Source organism: Actinomycetes bacterium, from assembly GCA_036510875.1.
GTDB lineage: Bacteria > Actinomycetota > Actinomycetes > Prado026 > Prado026 > DATCDE01.
The window spans coordinates 1-26736 of record DATCDE010000188.1 but is presented as its reverse complement, the minus strand read 5'-3'; the positions used below and the strand labels follow the sequence as shown (position 1 = coordinate 26736).

Sequence of the window (26736 nt, the reverse complement as noted above, 5' to 3'; positions counted from 1 at the left end):
CAACCTATCGCGGGGCGCGAGCGGGTCTTCGGGGCTAGCGTTTCACCATGGAGCGCCTGGCCGTCCCCGGGGTGAGCACCCCCGAGGACCTTGCCCACAAGCTGGACGAGCAGGGCTACCTGTGCGACGAGGGGCTGGCCACGGCGGCGTTCCTCGCGCTGCGGATGGGGCGCCCGCTGTTCCTCGAGGGCGAGGCCGGGGTCGGCAAGACGTCGCTGGCCACGGCGCTGGCCGGCGTGCTCGGCGCGCCGCTCATCCGACTGCAGTGCTACGAGGGGCTGGACGCCGCCCAGGCGTTGTACGACTGGGACTTCCCCCGCCAGCTGCTGCACCTGCGGGCCGCCGAGGCGGCCGGCGTCCACGACGTCGAGGCGATCGAGAAGGACCTGTACGACCGGCGGTTCCTGGTGGCCCGCCCGCTGCTGCAGGCCCTGGAGACCAGCCCCAGCGTGCTGCTGGTCGACGAGGTGGACCGCGCGGACGACGAGTTCGAGGCGTTCCTGCTCGAGGTGCTGTCCGACTTCACCCTGTCGGTGCCGGAGCTGGGCACCGTCCGGGCGGAGACCCCGCCGCTCGTCGTGCTCACCAGCAACCGGACCCGCGAGGTGCACGACGCGCTGAAGCGGCGCTGCCTCTACCACTGGCTGGAGCACCCCGGCTTCGCGCGTGAGGTGGCGATCATCCGGCGGCGGCTGCCTGAGGCGTCCGAGCTGCTGGCCGAGGGGGTGGCCCGGGCCGTCCAGTCGCTGCGCGCGCTGGACCTGCTCAAGCCGCCGGGGGTCGCCGAGTCGCTGGACTGGGCCGAGGCGCTGCTTGCGCTGGGCGCCCGCGAGGTCGACCCGGACCGGGCGGCCCGCAGCCTGGGCGCCGTCCTGAAGTACCGCGAGGACCAGGAGCGGGTCCTCGCGGCCGGCGTCGGGGCGCTCGTGTCGTGAGCGCCGCTGTGAGCGCGTCCGCCGGCGCGGAGACGGTCCTCGATACCCTGGTGGGCTTCGCCCGCACCCTCCGCGCGGCCGGCGTGGCCGCCGGCCCGGACCGGGTCCAGGCCATGGTCGAGGCGCTGGGCGAGCTCGACGTGTGCCGCCGTGACGACGTGTACTGGGCCGGGCGGCTGACGCTGTGCTCGGGCCCGGACGACCTGCCCCGCTACGGCGCGGCGTTCACCGCGTGGTTCGGCGGCGAGGTCCCCCCGCCGATGCGGCCGGTGCCGCGCACCGAGGTGCGCCGAGAGGTGGCGATGCCCGTGGACGCCAGCGCGGGCGATCGGCCGGGCACCGACCCGAGCCGGGCCGCCACCGCCAGCCCGGCCGAGGTGCTGCGGCACCGCGACGTCGCCCGGCTGACCCCGGCCGAGCGGGACGAGGTGCGGCGGATGATCGCCCTGCTGCGCTCGCCCGCGCCGCTGCGGCCGTCCCGCCGGCTGGTCCCGGACCGGCACGGCCTGCTCGACCCGCGGCGCACCGTGCGGGCGATGCTTGAGCGGGGCGGCGAGCCGGCCCGGCTGCGGCGCCAGCACCGCACTCAGCGGGCCCGGCGGGTGGTCCTGCTCGTGGACGTGAGCGGGTCGATGGCGCCGTACGCCGACACGGTGCTCCGGTTCGCGCACGCCTGCGTGCGGCAGCGGCCCCGGACCGAGGCGTTCACCATCGGCACCCGGCTGACCCGGGTGACCAGGGAGATGGCGGCCACGGACCCGGACGCCGCCATGACCGCCGTGTCGTCCGTCGTCCCGGACTGGAGCGGCGGCACCCGGCTGGGCGAGGAGCTGAAGGCCTTCCTCGACCGGTACGGCCAGCGGGGGGCGGCCCGCGGGGCGGTCGTCGTGGTCGCGTCCGACGGCTGGGAGCGCGGCGACCCCACGCTGCTGGGCGAGCAGATGCACCGGCTGCACCGGCTGGCCCACCGGGTGGTCTGGGTCAACCCGCACATGGCCCGCGAGGGGTTCGCGCCGATCACCGCGGGGATGGCCACGGCACTGCCGTGGGTTGACGACTTCGTCGAGGGGCACAGCCTGGCCGCGTTCGAGCGGCTGGGTGCGCTGATCTCCCAGGGAGGGTCCGTCGATGCGTGAGGTGATCGCCGACATTCGTCGGCTGTACGACGAGGGCGGCAGCTTCGGGCTGGCCACCGTCGTGCGGACCTGGAAGTCCGCGCCCCGCCCGGCGGGGGCGTCGATGGCGGTGTCGGCGTCCGGCGAGGCGGTCGGCAGCGTGAGCGGCGGCTGCGTCGAGGGCGCGGTCTACGACCTGGCCCAAGAGGTCATGGCCAGCGGCCGCCCGGTGCTGCAGCGGTACGGAGTGAGCGACGACGACGCGTTCGCGGTCGGGCTGACCTGCGGCGGGATCCTCGACGTGTTCGTCGAGGCGGTGTCGGAGCGGACCTGGCCGCAGCTGCCCGCGGTGATCGCCTCGATCGAGCGGCGGGAGCCGGTCGCGGTGGCCACGATCGTCGACGGGCCGGGGCGGCTGGGCGCCAAGCGGGTGGTCTGGCCGGACCGGGCTTCCGGCGAGCTCGGCTCGCAGCGGCTCGAGCACGCGGTGACGGACGACGTCCGCGGCATGCTCGAGTCCGGGCGCACCGGGTTCTTGCACTACGGCGCGGACGGCGAGCGCCGCGGCGACGAGCTGGCCGTGTTCGTCCAGTCGTACGCCCCGCCGCCGCTCATGCTGGTCTTCGGCGCGATCGACTTCGCCGGTGCGGTGGCCCGCATCGGCCGGTTTCTCGGCTACCACGTGACCGTGTGCGACGCCCGCCCGGTGTTCGCCACGACCAAGCGGTTCCCGGACGCCGACGAGGTGGTCGTGGAGTGGCCGCACCGGTACCTCAGCGGCGTGCAGGTGGACTCGCGCACGGTGATCTGCGTGCTCACCCACGACCCGAAGTTCGACGTGCCGCTGCTGGAGGTGGCGCTGCGCACCCCGGCCACCTACATCGGGGCCATGGGCAGCCGGCGCACCCACGAGGACCGGCTGGCCCGGCTGCGCGAGGCCGGGCTCACCGACGACCAGCTGGCCCGGCTGTCCTCGCCGATCGGGCTGGACATCGGCGCCCGCACCCCGGAGGAGACCGCCGTCTCGATCGCCGCCGAGATCATCGCGGCGCACTGGGGCGGCACCGGGTCGCGGCTGGGCTCGGTGGACGGGCCGATCCACCCCGGGGCGGATCGGTGAGCGTCGCCGGGGTGCTGCTCGCGGCGGGGGAGGGCAGCCGGTTCGGCGGACCCAAGGCGGTCGCCGAGCTGGACGGCGAGCGGCTGGTCGACCGGGCGGTGCGGGTGCTGCGCCTCGGCGGGTGCGATCCCGTGGTCGTCGTCCTCGGAGCGGCGGTCGTCGAGGTACCCGGGGCTGACCAGGTGGTGGTGAACCCGGAGTGGGCGAGCGGGATGGGGTCGTCGCTGAGCGCCGGGCTGGCCGCGCTGTCGGACACCGTGGACGCCGCGGCGGTCACGCTCGTGGACCAGCCGGGCCTGCTGCCGGCCGCCGTGCGCCGGGTGCTGGCAGCCGGGGGTGACGACCCGGCTGCGGTGCTCGCGGTCGCGACGTACGGCGGGCAGCGGGCGCACCCGGTGCTGCTCGGCCGAGGGCACTGGGCCGGGGTGGCCGAGCTGGCGGTGGGGGACGTGGGAGCGCGGCCCTACCTGGCCGCGCATCCGGCCGACGTCGTGGAGGTCGCCTGCGACGACGCCGGCGACGCCACCGACGCGGACACCCCCGAGGAGCTCGCGGGGCACGGCATCCTGCGCCGGATCGGCGCCGGGGCCGGGTCGGCCGGGGGCGCGCTGGGCGCGGGGATGGCCGAGTTCGGGGCGTTCTTCGGCGGTGCGTCCGCGCGGGCCGCCGTCGAGGAGCGGCAGGCCGAGGCGTTCCGGCGGGACGAACAGGGTGAGGGCGAGCCGATGGACGTCGACCTGGACCGCGGAGTGGTCCGGATCAGGCCACCGAGCGGCCCGGCCTCAACCGGGTGACCAGGCCCAGCTGGAGGACGCCGGTCACCAGCAGCAGCAGGAACGGCACCCGGAAGCCGCCGGTGGCGTCGCGCAGCGCACCGAGCAGGAGCGGTCCGGCCGCGGCGATCGTGTAGGAGACCAGGAAGGCCATCGCGGACAGCCCGGCCGACTGGCTGGGGTCGGGCGCATAGTCGACGAGCAGGGCCAAGCCGAGGGTGAACCCGCCGCCGAGCCCGTAGCCGAGGATCGCGATCCAGACCCACGGCGCCCCCATCGGCACCCAGGTGACGACCACCAGCCCGACGACGGCCATCCCGACGACCAGCCCGAACAGCGGACGGCGGTCCGGCATCCGGTCGGCGGCGATCGGGATGGTCAGCGCCGACAGCAGCTGCACCACGCTGAACTCGGCGAGCAGCAGCCCGGACCGCTCGCCGGTCCAGCCGAACGACTCGTAGGCCGGGGCGATCCAGGCCAGCAGCGAGTAGAACAGCACCGAGTTCGCGGTGAGGTAGGCGGCCACCAGCCAGGCGGTGCGGCTGCGCCAGGGCAGCCCATGGGTGGCGGTCTCGGCCTCCTCGCCCTCGCGCTCGTTGACCTTGCGCAGCACCGGCAGCCAGGCCGCCAGCGCGACCACGGCGAGGATCCCCCACGAGGCGATCGAGGCCTGCCACGAGCCCAGCGCCGCGGCCAGCGGCACCGCGAGCGCCGACGCCGCGGTGGCACCGACCATCATGGCGGCCAGGTAGAACCCGGTGACGGTGCCGGACCGCTCGGGGAAGAACTCCTTGACGACGCCCGGCAGCACGGTGCCGGCCACCGCGATCCCGATCCCGCCGAGCAGCACCGCGAGGAACAGTGCGGGCGCGAACGACCCCGCGAGCCGCAGCGCGAAACCGGCCAGCAGCAGCACGAGCGCCACCACGATGGCCGCCTCCCGGCCGAACCGCTGGGCCATCCGGTGCGCGGGCGGCGCGAACAGCCCCATGCACAGCACCGGCAGCGTCGTGAGCGCGCCGGCGGCGGCGCCGCTCAGACCGAGGTCCGCCTCGATGGCCGGGACCAGCGGCGGGATCGACGCGAGCGCCGCGCGGAGGTTGAGTGCGACCAGCAGCAGTGCGGCCAGCAGCAGGCCGGGGCGCATCGCGCCGGCGGTGGTGCCCTCTCCCGTTGCTGCCTGGCTGCCCACCCGCGCATCGTCGCAGACGGCTGGCCCGGCTAGCGTGGCGCGGTGACCGGTCGCCCGCTGCCGCCGTCGTCGCCGTTCGGTGCGGACGACGGATCGGCCGCGCCCGCGGTGCTGGCCGCGCTGACGGCGGTGGCCGAGGGCCGGGCCGGGGCGGACACCGTGGTGGCCGCGCTGCGCGACGCGCGGCTGCTGGCCCCGGTGGTGGCCCGGCTGGACGAGGCCGACACCGACGCGACCGGGCGCACCGTGGAGAAGGTCGCGCACCTGGCCACCGTCACGATGACCTCGCCGGACGGCCGGCGCGGCGTCCCGGTGTTCACCTCGCTGGCGGCCCTGGCTGAGTGGGACCCGGACGCGCGCCCGTTCCCGCTCCGCGCGGTGGACGCCGCCCGGGGGGTGTTCGACGAGGGCGGTGACGCGCTGCTAGTCGACCCGGCCAGCCCGCACCGGGTGGCGCTCACCGGGTCGCTGCTGCTGGCGCTGGCCGAGGACCGGCCGTGGCTGCCGCCGTCCGCCGACCCGGTCGTGGCTGCGGCGGTCGCCGCGGCAGTCGAGGGGCTGCCCGGGCTGGCGAGCGTCTCCGTCGGCCCGGCGGACGACGCGGACCTGCTGGTCACCGTGGTGCCGAAGCGGTCCGCCGACGGGCTCGGGCTCGCGCAGGCCGTGGCCGCCCGCCTCGCCGACGTGCCGGTGCTGCGGGCCCGGCTGGACCGCGGCCTCGACCTGGCCGTGGCAGACGTGGCGTGCTGACCGCAATCGAGGCGTTCAGGCCGCCGACGCTGTCGGGGGCTGGGAGGCTGATCTTCGTCGGATGCCGATCGGAAGGGATGGCCCATGGCCAGGAGGCTCACTGCCGAGTTCATCGGAACCTTTGCCCTGGTGTTCCTCGCCGTCGGCGCGGCGGTCACCGGCATCAAGTCCGCCGGGCCGCTGTCCGTTGCCCTCGCCTTCGGCTTGGTCCTCACCTTCGCTGTGTACGCATTCGGGCCGGTGTCCGGCTGCCATGTCAACCCGGCCGTCACCATCGGCATGGTGATTGCGCGCAAGATGCCGCTGTCGGAGGCGGTGCCGTACTGGGTGGTCCAGCTGGTGGGGGCGACCGCCGCGGCCGCCCTGCTCAAGCTGGCGACCACCAGCTTCGACGTCACGGATGAGACCGGGGCGCTGGGCACCAATGGCTACGGGGCGGGCCACGGGATCAACATGGCCGGCGCGTTCGTCGTCGAGACCGTGCTGACCCTGCTGTTCGTCCTGGTCATCCTGCTGGTGACCGACAAGGCCGCCACGGCGGGCATGGCCGGGCTCGCGATCGGCACAACGCTCGCGGTCGTGCACCTCGTCGGCATCCCGTTGACCGGGACCTCGGTCAACCCGGCCCGCTCCTTCGGTCCGGCGCTGTTCGAGGGCGGCACCGCGCTGTCCCAGCTGTGGCTGTTCATCCTGGCGCCGCTGGTGGGCGGGGTGCTGGCCGCGCTGGTCTACCAGGTGGCGCGCAAGGACCCCGCGGCCTGAGTCCGGCTCAACGGTAGACGGGCCCGGTGAGCTTCTCGCCGGGCCCGTCACCGGGCTGGTCGGGGTAGGGGGAGGCCTCGCGGAAGGCCAGCTGCAGGCTACGCAGGCCGTCTCGCAGTGGGGCCGCGTGGTGGTGGCCGAGGTGCGGTGCGGCCGCGGTGACCAGGCCGGCGAGGGCGTCGATGAGGATCCGGGCCTCGGCCAGGTCCGCGGGCGGCGCGCCACCCGGGTCGTCCGGAACGGACAGCCCGCACTGGACGGCGGCTGCGCTCATCAGGTGCAGGGCGGCGGCGGAGACCACCTCGGCGGCCGGCACCTCGGCGATGTCGCGGGCGGCGTCGGTGTACCCGTTCGGATCCTCGGTGCTCATCCTGCTACCCTGGCAGACGACCGATCGGGGTGCGTCAGTGCTCCGGTCCGCAAGCGGAGGCCCGCCTCCCACCCGGTACGTCCCCAAGCGTCGCCGGGTCCGGTCCGGACGTCGGAAGTTTCGGCGTCCCGCAGTGCCGTACCGGCCGTCGGCCGGCTCCGGTCGCCGCCCGGGATCAGGGCCCTCGCCTGCGTCAGGCACGGGGCCCTTTCCCGTTCCCGGGGTCGGCACGGTCCGCAACCCGAGGAGGCCCCATCAGCGTCGAGCCCCGCATCAACGACCGGATCCGCGTTCCCGAGGTCCGGCTCGTGGGTCCGAACGGCGAGCAGGTTGGCATCGTGCGCATCGAGGATGCGCTGCGACTGGCCCAGGAGTCCGACCTCGACCTGGTCGAGGTGGCCCCCATGGCCAAGCCGCCGGTCTGCAAGCTCATGGACTTCGGCAAGTTCAAGTACGAGTCGGCCATGAAGGCCCGTGAGGACCGCAAGAAGCAGGTCAACACGGTCATCAAGGAGATGAAGCTCCGGCCCAAGATCGACCCGCACGACTACGAGACCAAGAAGGGTCACGTCGTCCGGTTCCTCAAGGCCGGGGACAAAGTCAAGATCACCATCATGTTCCGCGGACGCGAGCAGTCCCGCCCCGAGCTGGGGTTCCGGCTGCTGCAGCGGCTGGCGGAGGACGTCTCGGACCTCGGGTTCGTGGAGTCCTCGCCGAAACAGGACGGCCGCAACATGGTGATGGTCCTGGGGCCGGTCCGGAAGAAGGCCGAGGCGCAGGCGGAGGCCCGGCGGGACGCCGAGCGGCGCCGGCGCGGCGACGCCGAGCCGGACGGGTCGGTCGACGACCTGGTCGACGAGACCCCCGCGAGCGCCACCGAGAACTGAGCGAGCAGCACCACCCGAGCGCGCCGGTCACCGACCGGGGCCGCAACCGACGAGGAGAAGCGGCGGCATGCCGAAGAACAAGACCCACAGCGGGACCAAGAAGCGGTTCCGGATCACCGGCTCCGGCAAGGTCATGCGCGAGCAGGCGAACCGGCGGCACCTGCTTGAGGGCAAGGGCTCCGACCGCACCCGTCGGCTGGCAGCCGACGTCGTCACGGCTCCGGCCGATGTCAAGAAGGTCAAGCGCCTGCTCGGGCGCTGACAAACCCCCGACGCTGACGCGCCGGTCTGGGCGTCGCACCACCAAGGAGAACCACGTGGCACGCGTGAAGAGGGCGGTCAACGCCCAGAAGAAGCGCCGGGACATGCTCGAGCGCGCAAGCGGGTACCGCGGTCAGCGGTCCCGCCTGTACCGCAAGGCCAAGGAGCAGGTCACCCACTCCATGGTCTACAGCTACCGCGACCGGAAGAAGCGCAAGGGCGACTTCCGGCAGCTGTGGATCACCCGCATCAACGCGGCGGCCCGCGCGAACGACATGACGTACAACCGGTTCATCCAGGGTCTGAAGGCGGCCGACGTCGAGGTCGACCGGCGGATGCTGGCCGAGCTCGCGGTCAACGACGCCGCGGCGTTCAGCACCCTCGTCGAGGTGGCGCGCGCTGCGCTGCCGGCCGACCGGAACGCTCCGGCAGCCTGAGGCTGTCGCTCGTGACGTCAGGCCGATGACGGCCGGCACCGGGCCGCGGTCCCCGCACCAGCGGGTGACCGCGGCCCGTCGGCTTCTCAAGCGCTCCTTCCGGGAGCGGGACCGCGCGTTCCTCGCCGAGGGTCCGCAGGCGGTCCGTGAGGCGCTCGCGCCGGAGTCGGCTTCCGGCGTGCGTGAGCTGTTCGTCAGCCCGGACGCCGAGGCGCGCAACCCCGAGCTGGTCCGCACCGCCGAGGGCCGCGGCATCCCGGTGCACCGGCTGGGCGCCGACATGCTGGCCGGGCTCAGCCAGACGGTGACCCCGCAGGGCATCGTGGCGGTGTGCGACCTGCTCGACGTGCCGCTCGCCCAGGCGCTCGCCGCCCAGCCGCGGTTGGTGGCGGTGCTGGCCCAGGTCCGTGACCCGGGAAACGCGGGCACCGTGGTGCGCGCGGCGGACGCGGCCGGAGCCGACGCTGTCGTCCTCACCTCGGCGAGCGTGGACCCCTACAACGGCAAGTGCGTGCGTGCCTCGGCCGGCTGCCTGTTCCACCTGCCGCTGGTGGCCGGCGTCGCGGTCGAGGAGGTCGTCGCCGGGCTGCGCGCGGCGGGCCTGCAGGTACTGGCCGCCGACAGCGCCGGCAGCCGTGACCTCGATGAGGCCGCGGACGACGGCCTGCTCACCGCCCCCACCGCCTGGATCTTCGGCAACGAGGCATGGGGCCTCCCACCCGAGGTGGCGGCGCTCGCCGACCACATCGTGCGCGTGCCCATCCACGGCCGCGCCGAGAGCCTCAACCTGGCCACCGCCGCTGCGGTCTGCTTGTACGCCTCGGCCCGCGCGCAGCGCCGGCCGCAACCGGATCCCACCGCCTGAGCTCAGAGTCCGGGGGGCAGGGTACGTACGGCGTGGAGGATGGCACCGAGCTGGTCGTAGACCAGGGTGCCGGCGGCCAGTGCGGCGGCTGCGTCCAGACGCAGGGACGACCGCGACGGTCCCAGTCGAACCCCGCCGCGCACACCGCTAGGGTCGGCGCCATGGGGGCACCCGACCGGCCCGCGACGTACGACGACCTGCCCGACGGGCTGGTCGTCGCGGACTCCGATGGGTACGTCGTCGTGTTCAACCGGGCGGCCGAGCGGCTGACCGGACTGCCCAGCGCCACCGTTCTCGGACGCCGACTCGGTGATGCACTCCCGCTGCTCGACTCGCGGGGGCGTGGCTGGTGGGACTGCGTCGACCCTTACCGGGCGCTGTCCACCACGACCGGCCACCCGGAGTCCGCCCTGGCGCTGCCCGGCGGCGGCCAGCTGCTGGTCACCGCCCGGTACGTGCGTGACGGCGGCCCCACTACGGCGGTCACCGCCGTGGTGGCCTCGCTGCGAGCCGCCTCGGCCCGGGACCGGCTCGAGCGCGAGGGGGCCGAGCTGGTGGCGACGGTGGCCCACGAGCTGCGCTCCCCACTGACCTCGGTGAAGGGGTTCACCGCCACCCTGCTGGCCAAGTGGGACCGCTTCACCGACGAGCAGCGCAAGCTGATGCTGGAGACCGTCGAGGCCGACGCGGACCGGATCACCCGGCTGATCACCGAGCTGCTGGACATCGCCCGGATCGACTCCGGGCGGCTGCAGGTGCGCCGCCAGCTGGTCGACATCCCGGCTGCCATCCAGCGGCTGGTCGCCTCCCGTCAGGCCCGTGGCGACTCCGGCGAGCGCTTCGACGTCGCCGTCCGCGGTCCGCTGCCGGAGACCTGGGCGGACGCCGACAAGGTCGACCAGGTGCTGGCCAACCTGCTGGAGAACGCCGTCCGGCACGGGTCCGGCACCGTGCACGTGGCTGTGGAGCCCGACCCGGTCGGCACCGCGCTCACCGTCTGGGACGAGGGCGAGGGCATCGATCCGCAGCAGGTCGACCTGGTCTTCACCAAGTTCTGGCGGGGTGGCGGCCGTGGCGGCACCGGGCTGGGCCTGTACATCATCAAGGGGCTGGTCCAGGCGCACGGCGGCACCATCGCGGTGGACCGGGCGCCGGGCGCCGGGGCCCGGTTCCGCGTCGTCCTGCCCCCGGGGCCGCCCGGGGACGCCGCCTGACGACAAACCCGGCGGCACCCGACCACGGACGCCGCCTAGACTCACGCGGGTCCCCCGAGCGCGCAAAGGATGCCTGCGTCGATGTCCGCCCCGAACTCATCCTTCGACCCCGTCGAAGTCACCGTGCTGCACCCGGACGAGGTGCAGCGGATGCGCGACGAGGCGCTCGCTGCTGTCGCGGCCGCCCCCGACCTGGACGCGCTCAAGGAGGTCCGGCTGGCCCACGCGGGCGACCGGTCCCCGCTTGCGCTGGCCAACCGGGAGATCGGCGCGCTGCCCCCGGCTGCGAAGGTGGACGCCGGCAAGCGGGTCGGCGAAGCCCGCACCGCCGTCCGGGCCGCGCTGGAGGGGCGACAGCAGGTGCTGGAGGCCGAGCGGGACGCCCGCGTGCTCGTCGAGGAGGCCGTCGACGTCACCCTCCCGTGGGACCGTGAGCCCCGCGGCGCCCGGCACCCGCTGACCACCATCGTCGAGCGGATCACCGAGGTGTTCGTCGGGCTCGGCTACGAGGTGGCCGACGGCCCTGAGGTGGAGGCGGAGTGGCTCAACTTCGACGCGCTGAACATCGGGCCGGACCACCCGGCCCGCACCATGCAGGACACGTTCTACGTCGAGTCGCCGGACTCCGGCCTCGTCCTGCGCACGCACACGTCGCCGGTGCAGGCCCGGGTGATGCTCGAAAAGCGCGAGCCACCGATCTACGTGATCTGTCCCGGGCGAACCTTCCGCACCGACGAGCTGGACGCCACCCACACGCCGGTGTTCAGCCAGGTCGAGGGTCTCGTGGTCGACGAGGGCATCACCATGGCCCACCTCAAGGGCACCCTCGACCACTTCGCGTCGTCCATGTTCGGCGAGGGCATCGTGACCCGGCTGCGGCCGTCGTACTTCCCGTTCACCGAGCCGTCGGCCGAGGTCGACCTCGAGTGCTTCGTCTGCCGTGGGGCGTCCGTGGGCAACCCGGACCGGCCGTGCCGCACCTGCTCCTCCGAGGGCTGGATCGAGTGGGGCGGCTGCGGCATGGTCAACCCGCGGGTGCTCGTGGCCTGCGGCATCGACCCGCAGCGCTACACCGGCTTCGCCTTCGGCATGGGCATCGAGCGCACCCTGATGTTCCGGCACGGCGTGCAGGACATGCGGGACATGGTCGAGGGGGACATCAGGTTCACCCTTCCGTTCGGCATGGAGGTCTGATGCGCGCCCCGGTGTCCTGGCTGCGCGAGTACGCGGCGCTGCCCGACGCGCTCACCCCCCGCGAGCTGGCGGCCGGTCTGCTCCGCGCCGGCCTCGAGGTCGAGACCGTGCACGAGGTGGGGGCCGGCCTCACCGGCCCGCTCGTCGTGGGTCGGGTGCTCGAGTACGTCGAGGAGCCGCAGTCCAACGGCAAGACCATCCGCTGGTGCCAGGTCGACGTCGGCGCGTCCGAACCGCAGGGCATCGTCTGCGGGGCCCGCAACTTCCCCGTCGGCGCGCCCGTCGTGGTGGCCCTGCCGGGCAGCGTGCTGCCGGGCGGCTTCGCCATCGCTGCGCGCCGCACCTACGGGCACGTCTCCGACGGGATGATCTGCTCGGTCCGCGAGCTGGGGATCGGGGAGGAGCACGACGGCATCCTGGTGCTCTCGGAGGCCGACCTGCGCGGGGCGCGGCCGGGGGACGACGCCCGCCCGGTGCTCGGCCTGCCGGACGCCATCCTCGACATCGCGGTCACCCCGGACCGCGGCTACTGCCTGTCGGTGCGCGGTGTCGCGCGCGAGGCGGCCACCGCCTTCGGCGTCCCGTTCCGCGACCCGGCCGACCGTGAGGTGCCGGCCGCCGACGGGCGGGGGTGGCCGGTGCGCATCGACGACCCGACCGGCTGCGACCGTTTCGTGGCCCGCACGGTGCGGGGCATCGACCCGGCCGCGGCGTCGCCGCTGTGGCTGCGCACCCGGCTCACCCTGGCCGGGATGCGGCCGATCTCACTCGCGGTCGACATCACCAACTACGTGATGCTCGAGCTGGGCCACCCGCTCCACGGCTACGACGCGGACCGGCTCAGCGGCCCGATCGTCGTCCGCCGGGCCGCGGCGGGGGGAACCCTGGAGACCCTCGACGGCACCCGGCGCACGCTGGACGCCGACGACCTGCTCATCACCGACGCCTCGGGGCCGATCGGCGTGGCCGGCGTCATGGGCGGCGCCTCGACCGAGCTGCACGAGGGCACCACCGACATCGTCGTCGAGGCCGCCCACTTCATCCCGTCGGTCATCGCCAGGGCGGCCCGCCGGCACAAGCTGCCGAGCGAGGCCTCCCGTCGGTTCGAGCGCGGGGTGGACGACGGGCTCGCCCCGGCGGCGGCCGACCGGGTGGTCGAGCTGCTCGTGACCCTGGCCGGCGGCACCGCCGAGCCGGGTGGCACCGACGTTGACCTACGAGCACCCGGTGCACCGGTGCGGCTCGACCTGGCCTACCCCACTCGGCTGGCCGGTTTCGAGATCGCGGCGTCCGAGGTGGTCACCCGGCTGGAGGCCGTGGGCTGCGCCGTGCAGGTGCGCGACGACAACCAGGCCCACGTGACCCCGCCGTCCTGGCGGCCGGACCTCCTCGACCCGGCCGACCTGGTCGAGGAGGTGCTCCGGCTGCACGGCTACGAGGCCATCCCGTCGGTGCTGCCCCGGGTGCCAGCGACCAGCGGGACCTCGCTGCCGCAGCGGCACACCGTCGCCGTGTCGCGGGCGCTGGCCGGAGCCGGGTACGTCGAGGTCCTCAGCTACCCGTTCATGGGGGAGGCCGCATTCGGCCAGCTCGGCCTGACCGCCAATGACAGCCGAAGGCGCGCCCTGCGGCTGGCCAACCCGCTGTCCGACACCGAGCCGCTGCTGCGCACCACGCTGCTGCCGGGGCTGCTGGCTGCGGCCCGGCGCAACGTGGGCCGCGGGTTCCCCGACCTGACCCTGTTCGAGACCGGCCGGGTGTTCCAGCCCGCGGACGGGCCGCGGCCGACCATGCCGCGCCCGGCCGTCGACCGCCGGCCCGCGGACGCCGAGCTGGCCGCCCTCGACGCGGCGCTGCCGGACCAGCCGGTGCACCTCGCGGTCGTGCTGACCGGCGACGTCAAGCGCGCCGGCTGGTGGGGTACTGGGCGCGCGGCCACCTGGGCGGACGCCGTCGAGGCAGCCCGGATCGCCGCCGACGCGGTCGACGTGCCGGCCCGGGTCCGGGCCGCGCAGGTCGCCCCCTGGCACCCGGGCCGCTGCGCCGAGCTGGTGCTGGGCGAGCCCGGCAGCGAGGTCGTCGTGGGCTACGCGGGCGAGCTGCACCCCCGCGTGTGCGCGGCGCTCGAGCTGCCGCCGCGGACCTGCGCCATGGAGCTGAGCCTGCGCGACCTGGTCGGCTTCGCCGAGCCGGTCGACCAGGCGCCGGCCGTGTCCACGTTCCCGCTGGCCACCCAGGACGTCGCCCTGGTCGTCGGCGCCGCCGTCCCGGCGGCCGAGGTGGACGCCGCGCTGCGCGCCGGCGCCGGGCCGCTGCTGGAGGACCTGCGGCTGTTCGACGTCTACACCGGCACGCAGGTGGGGGAGGGCAGCAAGTCGCTGGCCTTCACCCTGCGGCTGCGCGCACCGGACCGCACGCTCACCGCCGAGGAGGCCTCGGCGGCGCGCGACGCAGCCGTGGCCGAGGCCGCGGCCCGCGTCGGCGCCGTCCAGCGCACCGGCTGAGGACCTACCAGGGCATCCGTAGGAACGGCGAGGTGTAATCCGGCGCGCGGGACAGCACCGCGTCGATCTCCTCGTCGGTCATCGAGGCCGCGCGCTGCTCGGCCGCGATGACCCGGCCCAGCAGCCGGACGTCACCGGGGGTGGGGATCCCGGTGACGCCGTCCTGCCGCAGCGCGAACGCCACGGCCGCGTCGATGTGCTCGGGGTCGTCCCACGGCTCGTACCAGGTCGCGTAGGACTGGTCGTTGCCCTCGGGCCAGTTGCGCCGGGCCACGGTCTTGATCGTCATCAGCCCGATGTCCTGGCGGCTGCACTCGTCCCGCAGCCCGGCGAAGTCCTCGCGGTACCCAGGGCGTGCGGCCAGCAGGTAGCTCCACGGCGTGATCACGGTGTCGAACGGGAACCGGCGCAGTGCCTCCCGATGGGTGGCCGGCGCGTCGTGGCCGTGCCCGGTGATGCCGATGCCGCCGACCAGGCCCTCGTCGCGGGCCCGGACGGCGGCCTCGAGGGCACCGCCCGGGCCGGTGGCCCGGTCCAGGTCGGCCAGGTCGCCCACGGCGTGCAGCTGGATCAGGTCGACTCGGTCCACGTTGAGCCGCTCGAGCGAGGCGTTGATCTCCCGCCAGGCGTCCTCCGCGGCGCGCTCCCCGGTCTTGGTGGCCAGGAACACGTCGGGGCCGAACTGCGAGGTCCAGGGCCCCAGCCGCAGCTCAGCGTCGCCGTAGGACGCCGCCACGTCGAAGTGGTTGATGCCCGCGTCGAGCGCCTCCGTCACCGAGGCGTCCGCGGTGTCCTGGTCGACCTCCGCCAGCGCCGCGGCGCCGAAAATGAGGACCGTGCTCTCATGGCCCAGCCGGCCGAGCCGTCTCTTCTCCATGGGCTTGGTGTCCATGGGCCCAGCCTGCCACGGCGCGATGGCCCCGTGACCATCACGGTGACCATCACAGTGACCATCGGCTCTGGACCCGTTCGCCCGCGTCAGGCGACGCTGGACCGGTGCGCAGTCGGACCACCGGGGTCGGGCGCACCGTCGCGCTGGCGGTGGTGCTCGTGGCCGCGCTGGCGGCTGGCTGCTCCGGCGACGGCGTGGCCGAGCGGGCCAGGACGCTGCGGTTGGCGGCCACCGTCCAGGCGCTGCCGTCCCCCAGCACCAGCGGCGACGTCTCGGTGGAGGAGGCGCTGCGCCGCCGCGCCTCGGTTCGGTCGTTCACCGCGGCTGAGCTGACCCGGGAGCAGATCGGTCAGCTGCTGTGGGCCGCCCAGGGCATCACCCGCGACTGGGGCGGCCGGACGGCGCCGTCGGCCGGCGCGCTGTACCCGCTCGAGGTGTACCTCGTGACGGCCGGTGAGGTCCGGCACTACCTGCCGCAGGGCCACCAGGCGCAGGTGTGGACGGACTCCCAGGCCCGTACTGAGCTGGCCCGCGCGGTCGACCAGGACGCCGCGGCCGGTGCCCCCGCGATCCTGGTGATCACCTCGGTGGTGGCCCGCACGGCGGCCAAGTACGGCTCGCTGGCGCAGCGGTACGCGCTGCTCGAGGCCGGGCATGCCGCGCAGAACGTCATGCTCCAGGCGATCCCGCTCGGCCTTGGCGGGGTGACCATCGGCGCCTTCGACCGGGACCTGGTCGCGGCCGCCCTCGCCCTGCCCCACGGCGAGCGCGCCGTCTACCTCATCCCGCTCGGCACCCCCGCTTAGCACCTGCATGACGGGTCCCTCCTGTGCGCCGTAGGACGCTGGCCGGCCGGCCCGGCGGTTTGCATAGCCATCCGATGCTCCGTATGTTGTTGAGCCATGGGGATGCGGGTGGCCGTCGCGGGAGCCAGCGGGTACGCCGGTGGCGAGCTGCTGCGGCTGATCCTTGGACACCCCGAGCTCGAGGTCGGCCCGGTGGCCGCGGCGAGCGCGGCCGGGCGCACGGTCGCCGCCCTGCACCCCGGGCTCGGCCCGCTCGCCGACGTCGTCCTCGCCCCCACGGACGCCGAGACGCTCGCCGACGCCGACCTGGTGTTCCTGGCCCTGCCGCACGGCGAGTCCGCCACCCTGGTCGAGCGGCTGCCGGTGGGCCTCGCCGTGGTGGACCTCGGCGCCGACTTCCGGCTGGTCGACCACAACGCCTGGGAGCACTACTACGGCGGACCGCACGCCGGCACCTGGACCTACGGGCTGCCCGAGCTGCCGGGGGCACGCGCCGCCGTCGCGGCGTCCACCCGGGTGGCCAACCCGGGCTGCTACCCGACCTCGGTGGCCCTCGGCCTGGCCCCGCTGCTCGCGGCGGGGCTGGTCGAACCGGCCGACGTCGTCGTCGTGGCCGCCTCGGGCACCAGCGGTGCCGGGCGCAAGGCCAGCGACGCCCTGCTGGCGAGCACCGTGGCCGGCGCCGTGTCGGCGTACAAGGCCGGCGGCGTCCATCAGCACACCCCGGAGATGGAGCAGACCCTCAGCCGGGCCGCGGGCACCTCCGTCACGGTCTCCTTCACCCCGCTGCTCGCGCCCATGCCGCGCGGGATCTTGGCCGCGTGCACGGCCCGGCTGGCCCCCGGCGTGAGCACGGGCACCCTGCGCGACGCCCTGGCGGCGGCCTACGACGGCGAGCCGTTCGTGCGGTTGCTGCCCGAGGGCGAGTGGCCCACCACGAAGGCCACCGCCGGCTCCAACGGCGCGGTGCTGCAGGCCGCGGCCGACACCCACGCCGGCCGCGCCGTGGTCACCGTGGCGATCGACAACCTCGGCAAGGGCGCGGCCGGTCAGGCCGTGCAGAACGCCAACCTCGTCCTCGGCCTGCCGGAGACCGTCGGCCTCACCGCCTTGGGAGTCACCCCGTGAGCGTCACCGCACCAGCCGGGTTCAGCGCCTCCGGCGTCGTCGCCGGGCTGAAGAGCAGCGGCGCCGCCGACGTCGCGCTGGTGGTGAACGACGGCCCGCTGCAGGCCGCCGCGGGCGTGTTCACCCGCAACCGGGTCAAGGCCGCGCCGGTGCTGTGGAGCCAGCGGGTACTCGCCGCCGGCGAGCTGCACGCCGTCGTCCTCAACGCCGGTGGTGCCAACGCCTGCACCGGCCCCGGCGGTTTCCAGGACGCTCACGCCACCGCCGAGCACGTGGCCGGGCTGCTCGGCTGCGGGCCGGGGGAGGTCGCCGTCTGCTCCACCGGCCTGATCGGAGAGCGACTGCCGATGGACCGGCTGCTGACCGGCGTCACCGAGGCCGCCAAGGCGCTGGCGGACGACGGCGGCCGGGACGCCGCCCACGCGATCATGACGACCGACTCGGTGGCCAAGCAGGTGCACGTGGCCGCGTCCGGCTGGTCGGTCGGTGGCATGGCCAAGGGCGCCGGCATGCTGGCCCCGTCGCTGGCCACCATGCTCGTCGTCCTCACCACCGACGCCGTCGCCGACGCCGGCACCCTCGACGCCGCGCTGCGGGCCGCCACGGCCGAGACGTTCGACCGGCTGGACTCCGACGGCAGCACCTCCACCAACGACACCGTGCTGTTGCTGGCCAGCGGAGCCTCGGGCGTCACCCCCGACGCGGCCGAGCTGCGGGCCGCGATCACCATGGCCTGCGCCGGGCTGGCCCACCGGCTGCTCGCGGACGCCGAGGGCTCCACGAAGGACATCGCGATCACCGTCGAGGGGGCCGCCAGCACCGCGGACGCGGTCGAGGTCGGCAGGGCGGTCGCGCGCGACAACCTGGTCAAGTGCGCGATCTTCGGCTCGGATCCGAACTGGGGCCGCATCCTGGCCGCGGTCGGCATGACCACGGCGCTATTCGACCCCGACCGGGTGTCGGTCGGCATCAACGGCGTCGAGGTCTGCCGGGACGGGGCCGGGGCCGTCGACCGGTCGCTCGTCGACATGTCCGGCCGGGCCGTCGCCATCACCATCGGGCTGCAGGCCGGCGCCGAGTGCGCCACCGTGCTGACCAACGACCTGTCGCTGGCCTACGTGCACGAGAACTCGGCGTACTCCACATGAGCACCCGGCACGCCGAGGCCCTGGCCAAGGCCGGCGTCCTGGCCGAGGCGCTGCCCTGGCTCGAGCGGTTCCACGGCGCCACCGTCGTGGTCAAGTACGGCGGCAACGCGATGGTCGACGCGGAGCTCAGGCGGGCCTTCGCCGAGGACGTCGTGTTCCTGCGGCTGGCCGGGCTCAAGCCGGTCGTCGTCCACGGCGGCGGCCCGCAGATCACCGCGATGCTCGACACCCTGGGCGTGGCCAACGAGTTCCGTGGCGGCCTGCGGGTCACCACCCCGGAGGCCATGGACGTCGTGCGCATGGTCCTCACCGGCCAGGTGCAGCGCGAGGTCGTCGGCCTGGTCAACGCGCACGGCCCGTTCGCGGTCGGCATGTCGGGGGAGGACGCCCACCTGTTCACCGCCGTCCGGCGTCCGGCCGTGGTCGACGGCGAGGAGGTCGACGTGGGCCTCGTCGGCGACGTCGTCCGGGTGGAACCGGCGTTCGTGAGCGGGCTGCTGGACGACGGGCTCATCCCGGTCGTCTCCAGTGTCGCCCGCGGCGACGACGGATCGGTCTACAACGTCAACGCGGACACCGCGGCCGCGGCGCTGGCCGTGGCCCTGGACGCCGAGAAGCTCATCGTGCTCACCGACGTCGAGGGGCTGTACGCGAACTGGCCGGAGAGCGACGAGCTGCACAGCGAGCTCACCGCGGCCGAGCTCGAGACGCTGCTGCCCGGTCTGTCGTCCGGCATGGTGCCCAAGATGGAGGCCTGCCTGCGGGCGGTGCGCGGCGGCGTCCGCAAGGCGCACGTGCTCGACGGCCGGGTCCCGCACGCGCTGCTGCTCGAGGTGTTCACCACCGCGGGCGTCGGGACGCAGGTGCTGCCGTGACCGGGCCGACCACCGGGCCAGTCACCGGACCGGCGACTCAGGACTGGCAGCGGCGCTGGCAGGCCTCGGTCATGGACACCTACGGCACCCCGCCGCTGACCCTGGTCCGTGGCAGCGGGGCTCACGTCGTCGACGCCGACGGCCGCGAGTACCTCGACCTGCTGGCCGGCATCGCGGTGAACGCCCTGGGCCACGCCCACCCCGCGGTCGTCGAGGCGGTCACCCGGCAGGTGTCCACCCTCGGCCACGTGTCCAACCTGGCGATCAGCACGCCCGCCGTGCAGCTGGCCGAGCGGCTGCTCGGACTGTTCGGCCGCGATGGGCGGGTCTTCCTCTGCAACAGCGGCGCCGAGGCCAACGAGGCCGCCTTCAAGCTGGCCCGGCGCACCGGGCGCACCGGGATGGTCGCCGCGGCGGGCGGCTTCCACGGCCGCACCATGGGCGCCCTGTCGCTGACCGGCCAGCCGGGCAAGGCCGACCCGTTCCGACCGCTGCCCGGCGATGTCACGTTCGTCGAGTACGGCGACGCCGCCGCGCTGGCCGCGGCGGTGGACGACCGCACGGCGGCCGTGCTGCTCGAGCCGATCCAGGGCGAGGGGGGCGTGGTGACCCCCGCGGCCGGCTACCTCGCCGCCGCGCAGGATGCCGCCCGCGCGGCCGGCGCGCTGCTCATGCTCGACGAGGTGCAGACCGGCATCGGTCGCACCGGCGCCTGGTTCGCCCACCAGCCGGCCGGGCTCACCCCGGATGTCGTCACCCTCGCCAAGGGCCTGGGCGGCGGCCTGCCGATCGGAGCCTGCGTGGCCTTCGGGGACGCCGCCGGCCTGCTCGGCCCCGGCCAGCACGGCTCCACCTTCGGCGGGAACCCGGTGAGCTGCGCGGCCGCGCTTGCCGTGCTGGACACCATCGAGGCCGAGGGCCTGCTCGAGCGGGTCACCGTCGTTGGCCGGGCGCTGGCCGACGGCGTGCGCGGGCTCGGGCACCCCCTCGTCGCGGACGTCCGCGGGGCCGGGCTGCTGCTCGGGATCGTCCTCGCGCAGCCGGTGGCCAGGGACGCCGAGGCCGCGCTGCGCGAGCGCGGGGTGCTGGTCAACGCGGTGGCTCCGGCCGTGCTGCGGCTGGCCCCGCCGCTCGTGCTCACCGACGCAGACGTCGCGCAGTTCCTCCAGGTGCTGCCCTACGCGCTGGACGCCGTCCAGCCGACCGAGCTGGCGTCGTGAGCGTCGTGCGGACCAAGGCCGCCCGGCACCAGAGCATCGTGGTGCTGCTGTCGCGGGTGCTGGTCCGCTCCCAGGTTCAGCTGGCCGAGCTGCTGGCCGCCGAGGGCTTCCACGTGACCCAGGCCACGCTCTCCCGCGACCTCGACGAGCTGGGCGCCGTCCGGGTCCGAGACGCCTCGGGCCAGCTGTGCTACGCGGTGCCTGGGGAGGGCGGCGACACCACGCCGCGGCCGGCCAGCGACGAGCCGCTCGCCGTCGAGCGGCTGCGCCGGCGCTGCGAGGACCTGCTCGTGTCGGTGGACAGCTCGGCCAACCTCGTGGTGCTGCGCACCCCGCCGGGCGGGGCGCAGTACCTGGCCTCGGCCATCGACCACACGGTGCTGCCGGACATCATCGGCAGCATCGCGGGCGACGACACCGTGCTCATCGTCGCCCGAGACCCCGCCGGCGGTGCCGCCGTCGCGGCCCACCTGCTCCACCTCGTTCACCCCGACGAGCCGGGAACCGAGGAACCACCGCAGCAAGGAGAGCTCCCGTGAAGGACCGCGTCGTACTCGCCTACTCCGGCGGGCTGGACACCTCCGTGGCCATCGGCTGGATCGCCGAGGAGACTGGGGCCGAGGTGGTCGCCGTCGCCGCCGACGTCGGCCAGGGCGGCGAGGACCTCGAGGTGATCCGCAAGCGGGCGCTGGCCTGCGGGGCCGTCGAGGCCGAGGTGCTCGACCTGCGTGCCGAGTTCGCCGACGAGTACTGCCTGCCCGCGCTGAAGGCCAACGCGCTGTACATGGACCGCTACCCGCTGGTCTCGGCGCTGTCCCGGCCGCTCATCGTCAAGTACCTGGTGGCTGCAGCGCAGCGGTACGGCGCCGGCACCGTGGCGCACGGCTGCACCGGCAAGGGCAACGACCAGGTGCGCTTCGAGGTGGGCATCGGCGCGCTGTCCGCGGACGTCCGGGTCATCGCCCCCGTCCGCGACTACGCCATGACCCGGGACAAGGCCATCGAGTTCGCCGAGCGGACCGGCCTGCCCATCGACGTCAACAAGAAGTCGCCGTACTCCATCGACCAGAACGTGTGGGGCCGCGCCGTCGAGACCGGCTTCCTCGAGGACATCTGGAACGCGCCCATCGAGGACGTGTACTCCTACACCGCCGACCCCGCGGTGCAGCGGGACCCGGACGAGGTCGTCATCAGCTTCGAACGCGGCATCCCGGTGGCCCTCGACGGCAAGCCGGTGACCATGCTCGAGGCCATCCAGCAGCTCAACGCCCGCGCCGGCGCGCAGGGCGTCGGCCGGCTTGACCTGGTCGAGGACCGCCTGGTGGGCATCAAGAGCCGGGAGATCTACGAGGCCCCGGGGGCGCTCGCGCTGATCGCCGCGCACCAGGAGATGGAGAACGTCACGGTCGAGCGGGACCTGGCCCGGTTCAAGAAGGCCGCGGACCGGCGCTGGACCGAGCTGGTCTACGACGGTCTGTGGTTCTCCCCGCTCAAGGACGCGCTCGACGGTTTCGTGGACGACGCCAACGAGCACGTCTCCGGCGACGTCCGGATGGTGCTGCACGGTGGCCGGGCGGTCGTCACGGGCCGGCGCAGCGAGGAGTCGCTGTACGACTTCGGGCTGGCCACCTACGACACCGGCGACACCTTCGACCAGACAATGGCCAAGGGCTTCGTGCAGCTGTGGGGGCTGCCCAGCCGGATGGCGGCTCGGCGCGACCTGCGGGCGGGCCAGTGACCGAGCGGAGCGGGGCAGCGGGATCGCCCGGCGGCACCCGGCTGTGGGGCGGCCGGTTCGCGTGCGGACCTGCCGAGGCGCTGGCTGCGCTGTCGCTGTCGGTGCACTTCGACTGGCGGCTGGCGCCGTACGACCTCGCGGCGTCCCGGGCGCACGCCCGGGTGCTGGCCAGGGCCGGGCTGCTCGACGACGCCGAGCTGGCCGCGATGCTCGGGGCGCTGGACGCCATCGAGGCCGACGTCCGCAGCGGGGCGTTCGTCCCGGCGCCGGACGACGAGGACGTGCACACGGCACTGGAGCGGGCGCTGCTCGAGCGGCTCGGACCGCTCGGCGGCAAGCTGCGGGCCGGGCGCTCGCGCAACGACCAGGTGGCCACCGACCTGCGGCTGTACCTGCGCGCGCAGGCCCGGGAGCTGGTCGTCGCCGTCGTCGCCGTCCAGGAGGCCCTGCTGGGCCAGGCCGAGGCGCACGTCGACGCTCCCGCGCCGGGGTTCACCCACCTGCAGCACGCGCAGCCGGTGTCCTTCGGCCACGAGCTGGCCAAGCATGTGTGGGCGCTGGCCCGCGACGTCGACCGGCTGCGGGACTGGGACCGTCGCAGCGCGCTGAGCCCGCTCGGCGCTGGCGCGCTGGCCGGGTCGTCGCTGCCGCTGGACCCGGTCGCCGTGGCCGCCGAGCTGGGCTTCGACGGCGCGGTGCCGAACTCCATTGACGCGGTCTCGGACCGGGACTTCGCTGCCGAGTTCCTGTTCGCCGCAACGATGATCGGCGTGCACCTGTCCCGGCTGGGGGAGGAGGTGTGCCTGTGGGCCTCGCGCGAGTTCGGCTGGGCCCGCCTGGACGACGCCTACTCGACCGGCTCGTCGATCATGCCGCAGAAGAAGAACCCGGACGTCGCCGAGCTGGCCCGCGGCAAGGCCGGCCGGATCATCGGCGACCTCACCGGCCTGCTCGCCACGCTCAAGGGCCTGCCGTTCGCCTACAACCGGGACCTGCAGGAGGACAAGGAGCCGGTCTTCGACGCGATCGACACCCTGACGCTAGTGCTGCCGGCGGTCGCCGGGATGGTGGCGACGCTGCGCTTCGACCGCGAGGCGATGGCCGCGGCCGCGCCCGAGGGGTTCGCGCTGGCCACCGACATCGCCGAGTGGCTGGTGCGGCAGGGGGTGCCGTTCCGGGACGCCCACGAGGTCGCCGGGGCGTGTGTGCAGGCCTGTGAGGCCCGGGGCATCGACCTCACCGACCTCACCGACGTCGACCTCGCGGGCATCTCCTCGCACCTCACCCCCGAGGTTCGCTCGGTGCTCACCGTGCAGGGTGCGCTGGACTCGCGCTCGGCGTTCGGCGGGACCGCACCGGTGCGGGTGCGCGAGCAGCTGGCTGCGCTCCGCGGGGTGGTGGAGGCGGGCCGCGCCTGGACCGACGCGTAGCGCGGCCGCTGGCCGTCAGGCGGGCTGGGAGCGCTCCCGGATGAATGCGCTCGGCCAGCGCCGCCGTGCCACCTCGACGTCGACGGGCGCCAACCCCTCCACTTTGACCATCAAGTCTGCCATCGCGGTGCGCTCGCCGACCGGCCTGATCGCCTTCCCGTCCTCACCCGGCGTCGACCGGAGAAGCGTCGAGGTGGCGATCCATCGGCCCTCGATCGGGTTCCACTCCTCGTGGTGGCCACCGTCCTTGCGGCTCAGCCGGGCCCCCTGGTCGTCCGGCTCGCCCTGGATGAACGACAGCGTCGTCGTCATGGTCGCCTCCACCCGGGGAACGAGCGACCACCCGGTTGGAGTTCCGTGACGGCACAATGCGCGGCGTGGACCTTCGGCGTGAGCTGGCCGGGCCGCCGGAGCAGGTTGCCCCGCTGCTGCTTGGCGCCGTCGTCGAGCACCATGACGCCGAGGGGGCCGTCGCCGTCCGGGTCACCGAGGTGGAGGCCTACGGCGGACAGGGCGAGGACCCGGGCTCGCACGCGCACCGCGGCGAGACCCGCCGCAACTCGGCCATGTTCGGCCCGCCCGGCCTGGCCTACGTGTACTTCACCTACGGCATGCACTGGTGCCTCAATGTCGTCTGCGGGCCGACCGGGCAGGGCGGCGCGGTGCTGCTGCGGGCCGGTGAGGTGGTCGACGGGATGGAGCTGGCCCGGGCCCGCCGGCCGGCCGCCCGCACCGATGCGGAGCTGGCGCAGGGACCGGCCCGGCTGGCCCAGGCGCTCGGGGTGGACGGCGGTCTCGACGGGGCCGACCTGTTCGACCCGGCGGGTCCGCTGCGGCTGCGGTCGGCCGCGGCCGGACCGGTCGAGGTGCTGACCGGCCCCCGGGTGGGGCTGTCGGCCGCGCCGGCCCGGCCGTGGCGGTTCTGGCTGCCCGGTGAGGCCACGGTCAGCCGGTACCGCCCCGCGGCGCGGCGTACGGGAGGATGACCGCTGTGACCGACATCTTCGACGAGCTGCAGTGGCGCGGCCTGATCGCCGTCAGCACCGACCCCGACGCGCTGAGGGCGGCGCTGGCCGCCGGCCCGGTGACCTTCTACGTGGGCTTCGACCCGACGGCGCCGAGCCTGCACGTGGGCCACCTCGTGCAGGTGCTCACGGCCCGCCGGCTGCAGCAGGCCGGGCACCGGCCGCTCGCACTGGTGGGCGGGGCGACCGGGCTGATCGGCGACCCGAAGGAGACCGGGGAGCGCACCCTCAACGACCCGGCGGTGGTCGCCGAGTGGACGTCGCGGCTGCGCCGCCAGATCGAGCCGTTCCTCGACTTCGACGGGCTGGCCGCCGCCACCCTGGTCGACAACGTGGTGTGGACGGCGCCACTGTCCGCCATCGAGCTGCTGCGCGACATCGGCAAGCACTTCAGCGTCAACCGGATGCTCGACCGCGAGGCGGTCTCGGTGCGGCTGGCCGGCCCCGGCATCAGCTACACCGAGTTCAGCTACGTGCTGTTGCAGAGCAACGACTTCCTCGAGCTGCACCGCCGATACGGCTGCGACCTACAGCTGGGCGGCAGCGACCAGTGGGGCAACATCACGGCCGGGGTAGACCTGATCCGGCGGGTCACCAGCGACCGGGTGCACGCGCTGTCCACGCCGCTGCTTACCAAGGCCGACGGCACCAAGTTCGGCAAGACGGAGTCCGGCGCGCTGTGGCTGGACCCCTCATTGACCTCGCCGTACGCGTTCTACCAGCACTGGGTCAACGCCGACGACCGGGACGTCGTGCGGTACCTGCGGGTGTTCAGCTTCCGCTCCCGGGAGGAGATCGAGGAGCTGGAGCGGGCCGTCGCGCAGAGCCCGGCGGGCCGCGAGGCGCAACGGACGCTGGCCCGCGACCTCACGGCCCTCCTGCACGGTGAGTCGGAGGCTGAGCGGGCCGTCGCCGCCAGCCGCGCGCTGTTCGGGCAGGGCGAGATGCGCGAGCTGGACGCCGACGTCCTCGAGGCGGCGCTCACCGAGGCTCCGCACACCGAGGCGACCGCCGACAGCACGTACGCGGACCTGCTCGTGGCCACCGGTTTGGTGGCCAGCAAGTCGGCGGCCCGACGGGCCATCGGCGAGGGCGGCGTGCACGCGAACAACCGCCGGCTGGGCTCTGACGAGGCGGACCAGGTGCCCGCCGCAGCGGAGTACCTGCACGGTCGCTGGCTGGTGCTGCGCAGGGGGAAGCGGGCCATGGCGGGGGTCCGGAACTGGGTCGCCTGACCGGCGAAAAGCCGTTGCGGGACCCTGATTTGACGTGACCCGCACGGGTACGTACTGTTACGTCCTGTCGCCCGGCGGGGAGGAACGGACACCGAACGGTGGCCGGTCCCGGGGCGCAACCCGGATGGTCACACAGTCACCGGCGCAAGTCGGGGACTGCTTGAGCGCGCGGGGGAGCGGCGGACGGCCCGATTTGCTGGGCTGACCAGGCTCCGGTACAGTAGAACGGTTGCCCCCGATCAGGGCCGAGAGGCGCCTGGTCAGGTGCGCGTCCGCTCCTTGAGAACTCAACAGCGTGCCGAAAGTCAATGCCAAAAACCCCGTTCTCGACGGTGGCGACGGACCATCTGGTCCGCACGCACCCCGAGACGGAATTCCTTTGGTGATGACAGACGCAAGTGACGTCTGATCAACGCCAGAATCACGAACGGTGCACCGATTATTCCATCGGTGTCACCGCTCTCCGGTTCGAGCACCGCCTAGCGGTGACTCGGCTAGACATCAACGGAGAGTTTGATCCTGGCTCAGGACGAACGCTGGCGGCGTGCTTAACACATGCAAGTCGAGCGGTGAAGCCCCTTCGGGGGTGGATCAGCGGCGAACGGGTGAGTAACACGTGGGCAACCTGCCCTCAGCTCTGGGATAACTCCGAGAAATCGGGGCTAATACCGGATACGACCGTTGCAGACATCCGCAACGGTGGAAAGTTCCGGCGGCTGAGGATGGGCCCGCGGCCTATCAGCTTGTTGGTGGGGTAATGGCCCACCAAGGCGACGACGGGTAGCCGGCCTGAGAGGGCGACCGGCCACACTGGGACTGAGACACGGCCCAGACTCCTACGGGAGGCAGCAGTGGGGAAT

The 26736-nt window shown here is 74.1% G+C and carries 27 protein-coding genes and 1 rRNA gene; 24 read left to right on the top strand and 4 right to left on the bottom strand.

All coding sequences use genetic code 11. The features are described 5' to 3' along the window. Positions 1 to 47 precede the first annotated feature (47 nt). Genes VIM19_11035 through VIM19_11020 form a run of 4 tightly spaced genes read left to right on the top strand, consistent with a single transcriptional unit; the run spans position 48 to position 3964 of the window. The gene (locus tag VIM19_11035; GenBank protein HEY5185414.1) at positions 48 to 935 is read left to right on the top strand and encodes a MoxR family ATPase; all 888 of its coding nucleotides are present in this window, start codon (positions 48 to 50) and stop codon (positions 933 to 935) included. After that, positions 932 to 2071, top strand: a complete 1140-nt coding sequence (locus VIM19_11030) for a VWA domain-containing protein (protein HEY5185413.1) — start codon at positions 932 to 934, stop codon at positions 2069 to 2071. The genes VIM19_11035 and VIM19_11030 overlap by 4 nt, the downstream gene beginning before the upstream one ends. Next, positions 2064 to 3170, top strand: coding sequence for an XdhC family protein (locus tag VIM19_11025; GenBank protein ID HEY5185412.1), 1107 nt, complete (start codon positions 2064 to 2066; stop codon positions 3168 to 3170). Before VIM19_11030 ends, VIM19_11025 begins: the two co-directional genes overlap by 8 nt. Next, on the top strand, positions 3167 to 3964 hold the full coding sequence (locus VIM19_11020; GenBank protein ID HEY5185411.1) for an NTP transferase domain-containing protein: 798 nt from the start codon (positions 3167 to 3169) through the stop codon (positions 3962 to 3964). The genes VIM19_11025 and VIM19_11020 overlap by 4 nt, the downstream gene beginning before the upstream one ends. Here VIM19_11020 and VIM19_11015 read toward each other — a convergent pair. Further along, a complete protein-coding gene (locus VIM19_11015; protein ID HEY5185410.1) occupies positions 3930 to 5135 on the bottom strand; it encodes an MFS transporter in 1206 nt (401 codons plus the stop codon). The two genes, VIM19_11020 and VIM19_11015, sit on opposite strands and share 35 nt — an antisense overlap. Before the next feature lie 42 nt (positions 5136 to 5177). On the opposite strand from VIM19_11015, the gene VIM19_11010 reads away from it, so the two are divergent. Then, positions 5178 to 5885, top strand: coding sequence for an SseB family protein (locus VIM19_11010; protein ID HEY5185409.1), 708 nt, complete (start codon positions 5178 to 5180; stop codon positions 5883 to 5885). An 84-nt stretch (positions 5886 to 5969) separates the two neighbouring features. After that, positions 5970 to 6647 carry an MIP family channel protein gene (locus VIM19_11005; GenBank protein HEY5185408.1) on the top strand — a complete coding sequence of 226 codons (678 nt, stop codon included), beginning with the start codon at positions 5970 to 5972 and terminating at the stop codon, positions 6645 to 6647. A 7-nt stretch (positions 6648 to 6654) separates the two neighbouring features. Here VIM19_11005 and VIM19_11000 read toward each other — a convergent pair whose 3' ends face one another. Further along, the gene (locus tag VIM19_11000; protein ID HEY5185407.1) at positions 6655 to 7017 is read right to left on the bottom strand and encodes a DUF1844 domain-containing protein; all 363 of its coding nucleotides are present in this window, start codon (positions 7015 to 7017) and stop codon (positions 6655 to 6657) included. 254 nt (positions 7018 to 7271) lie between these two features. On the opposite strand from VIM19_11000, the gene infC reads away from it, so the two are divergent. The 7 genes from infC (at position 7272) to pheT (ending at position 14379) form a co-directional block, all read left to right on the top strand. Next, the gene (gene infC / locus VIM19_10995; protein HEY5185406.1) at positions 7272 to 7904 is read left to right on the top strand and encodes a translation initiation factor IF-3; all 633 of its coding nucleotides are present in this window, start codon (positions 7272 to 7274) and stop codon (positions 7902 to 7904) included. 67 nt (positions 7905 to 7971) lie between these two features. Further along, positions 7972 to 8166: a 50S ribosomal protein L35 gene (gene rpmI, locus VIM19_10990; GenBank protein ID HEY5185405.1), complete on the top strand. Its 195-nt coding sequence runs from the start codon at positions 7972 to 7974 to the stop codon at positions 8164 to 8166. A gap of 55 nt (positions 8167 to 8221) precedes the next feature. Then, positions 8222 to 8602, top strand: coding sequence for a 50S ribosomal protein L20 (gene rplT, locus VIM19_10985; GenBank protein HEY5185404.1), 381 nt, complete (start codon positions 8222 to 8224; stop codon positions 8600 to 8602). Positions 8603 to 8627: 25 nt separating this feature from the next. Further along, positions 8628 to 9467, top strand: a complete 840-nt coding sequence (locus VIM19_10980; protein ID HEY5185403.1) for an RNA methyltransferase — start codon at positions 8628 to 8630, stop codon at positions 9465 to 9467. A gap of 161 nt (positions 9468 to 9628) precedes the next feature. Next, a complete protein-coding gene (locus VIM19_10975) occupies positions 9629 to 10681 on the top strand; it encodes an ATP-binding protein (GenBank protein ID HEY5185402.1) in 1053 nt (350 codons plus the stop codon). A gap of 81 nt (positions 10682 to 10762) precedes the next feature. After that, positions 10763 to 11875: a phenylalanine--tRNA ligase subunit alpha gene (gene pheS / locus VIM19_10970; GenBank protein HEY5185401.1), complete on the top strand. Its 1113-nt coding sequence runs from the start codon at positions 10763 to 10765 to the stop codon at positions 11873 to 11875. After that, positions 11875 to 14379: a phenylalanine--tRNA ligase subunit beta gene (pheT, locus tag VIM19_10965; protein HEY5185400.1), complete on the top strand. Its 2505-nt coding sequence runs from the start codon at positions 11875 to 11877 to the stop codon at positions 14377 to 14379. The genes pheS and pheT overlap by 1 nt, the downstream gene beginning before the upstream one ends. A gap of 4 nt (positions 14380 to 14383) precedes the next feature. Here the strand turns inward: pheT and VIM19_10960 are convergent, their stop codons facing one another. Then, complete coding sequence (locus VIM19_10960; protein ID HEY5185399.1) at positions 14384 to 15271, bottom strand: aldo/keto reductase; 888 nt, start codon at positions 15269 to 15271, stop codon at positions 14384 to 14386. A gap of 104 nt (positions 15272 to 15375) precedes the next feature. Here VIM19_10960 and VIM19_10955 point away from each other — a divergent pair, with 104 nt between their 5' ends. The 8 genes from VIM19_10955 (at position 15376) to argH (ending at position 23616) form a co-directional block, all read left to right on the top strand. Further along, complete coding sequence (locus VIM19_10955; protein ID HEY5185398.1) at positions 15376 to 16077, top strand: SagB/ThcOx family dehydrogenase; 702 nt, start codon at positions 15376 to 15378, stop codon at positions 16075 to 16077. A gap of 96 nt (positions 16078 to 16173) precedes the next feature. Beyond that, the gene (gene argC, locus VIM19_10950; protein HEY5185397.1) at positions 16174 to 17205 is read left to right on the top strand and encodes an N-acetyl-gamma-glutamyl-phosphate reductase; all 1032 of its coding nucleotides are present in this window, start codon (positions 16174 to 16176) and stop codon (positions 17203 to 17205) included. Then, on the top strand, positions 17202 to 18353 hold the full coding sequence (argJ, locus tag VIM19_10945; GenBank protein ID HEY5185396.1) for a bifunctional glutamate N-acetyltransferase/amino-acid acetyltransferase ArgJ: 1152 nt from the start codon (positions 17202 to 17204) through the stop codon (positions 18351 to 18353). Before argC ends, argJ begins: the two co-directional genes overlap by 4 nt. Then, positions 18350 to 19228: an acetylglutamate kinase gene (gene argB / locus VIM19_10940; GenBank protein ID HEY5185395.1), complete on the top strand. Its 879-nt coding sequence runs from the start codon at positions 18350 to 18352 to the stop codon at positions 19226 to 19228. Before argJ ends, argB begins: the two co-directional genes overlap by 4 nt. Then, a complete protein-coding gene (locus VIM19_10935) occupies positions 19225 to 20448 on the top strand; it encodes an acetylornithine transaminase (GenBank protein HEY5185394.1) in 1224 nt (407 codons plus the stop codon). The genes argB and VIM19_10935 overlap by 4 nt, the downstream gene beginning before the upstream one ends. Continuing rightward, positions 20445 to 20987, top strand: coding sequence for an arginine repressor (locus tag VIM19_10930; protein HEY5185393.1), 543 nt, complete (start codon positions 20445 to 20447; stop codon positions 20985 to 20987). Before VIM19_10935 ends, VIM19_10930 begins: the two co-directional genes overlap by 4 nt. Continuing rightward, a complete protein-coding gene (locus VIM19_10925; protein HEY5185392.1) occupies positions 20984 to 22186 on the top strand; it encodes an argininosuccinate synthase in 1203 nt (400 codons plus the stop codon). Before VIM19_10930 ends, VIM19_10925 begins: the two co-directional genes overlap by 4 nt. Beyond that, complete coding sequence (gene argH / locus VIM19_10920; GenBank protein HEY5185391.1) at positions 22183 to 23616, top strand: argininosuccinate lyase; 1434 nt, start codon at positions 22183 to 22185, stop codon at positions 23614 to 23616. Before VIM19_10925 ends, argH begins: the two co-directional genes overlap by 4 nt. 15 nt (positions 23617 to 23631) lie before the next feature. Here argH and VIM19_10915 read toward each other — a convergent pair whose 3' ends face one another. Continuing rightward, positions 23632 to 23928, bottom strand: a complete 297-nt coding sequence (locus tag VIM19_10915) for a hypothetical protein (GenBank protein ID HEY5185390.1) — start codon at positions 23926 to 23928, stop codon at positions 23632 to 23634. Between the two features lie 56 nt (positions 23929 to 23984). Here VIM19_10915 and VIM19_10910 point away from each other — a divergent pair, with 56 nt between their 5' ends. The 3 genes from VIM19_10910 to VIM19_10900 form a co-directional block, all read left to right on the top strand. Beyond that, positions 23985 to 24602, top strand: a complete 618-nt coding sequence (locus VIM19_10910) for a DNA-3-methyladenine glycosylase (protein ID HEY5185389.1) — start codon at positions 23985 to 23987, stop codon at positions 24600 to 24602. Between the two features lie 5 nt (positions 24603 to 24607). Next, complete coding sequence (gene tyrS / locus VIM19_10905) at positions 24608 to 25876, top strand: tyrosine--tRNA ligase (protein ID HEY5185388.1); 1269 nt, start codon at positions 24608 to 24610, stop codon at positions 25874 to 25876. 501 nt (positions 25877 to 26377) lie between these two features. Further along, a 16S ribosomal RNA gene (locus tag VIM19_10900) occupies positions 26378 to 26736 on the top strand; the annotation flags it as partial.

Coding starts and splice junctions, on each gene's coding strand:
- VIM19_11035 (HEY5185414.1), top strand. CDS start 48: ATGGAGCGCCTGGCCGTCCCCGGGGTGAGCACCCCCGAGGACCTTGCC.
- VIM19_11025 (HEY5185412.1), top strand. CDS start 2,064: ATGCGTGAGGTGATCGCCGACATTCGTCGGCTGTACGACGAGGGCGGC.
- VIM19_11005 (HEY5185408.1), top strand. CDS start 5,970: ATGGCCAGGAGGCTCACTGCCGAGTTCATCGGAACCTTTGCCCTGGTG.
- VIM19_11000 (HEY5185407.1), bottom strand. CDS start 7,017: ATGAGCACCGAGGATCCGAACGGGTACACCGACGCCGCCCGCGACATC.
- rpmI (HEY5185405.1), top strand. CDS start 7,972: ATGCCGAAGAACAAGACCCACAGCGGGACCAAGAAGCGGTTCCGGATC.
- VIM19_10980 (HEY5185403.1), top strand. CDS start 8,628: ATGACGGCCGGCACCGGGCCGCGGTCCCCGCACCAGCGGGTGACCGCG.
- VIM19_10975 (HEY5185402.1), top strand. CDS start 9,629: ATGGGGGCACCCGACCGGCCCGCGACGTACGACGACCTGCCCGACGGG.
- pheS (HEY5185401.1), top strand. CDS start 10,763: ATGTCCGCCCCGAACTCATCCTTCGACCCCGTCGAAGTCACCGTGCTG.
- pheT (HEY5185400.1), top strand. CDS start 11,875: ATGCGCGCCCCGGTGTCCTGGCTGCGCGAGTACGCGGCGCTGCCCGAC.
- VIM19_10960 (HEY5185399.1), bottom strand. CDS start 15,271: ATGGACACCAAGCCCATGGAGAAGAGACGGCTCGGCCGGCTGGGCCAT.
- argC (HEY5185397.1), top strand. CDS start 16,174: ATGGGGATGCGGGTGGCCGTCGCGGGAGCCAGCGGGTACGCCGGTGGC.
- argB (HEY5185395.1), top strand. CDS start 18,350: ATGAGCACCCGGCACGCCGAGGCCCTGGCCAAGGCCGGCGTCCTGGCC.
- VIM19_10915 (HEY5185390.1), bottom strand. CDS start 23,928: ATGACGACGACGCTGTCGTTCATCCAGGGCGAGCCGGACGACCAGGGG.
- VIM19_10910 (HEY5185389.1), top strand. CDS start 23,985: ATGCGCGGCGTGGACCTTCGGCGTGAGCTGGCCGGGCCGCCGGAGCAG.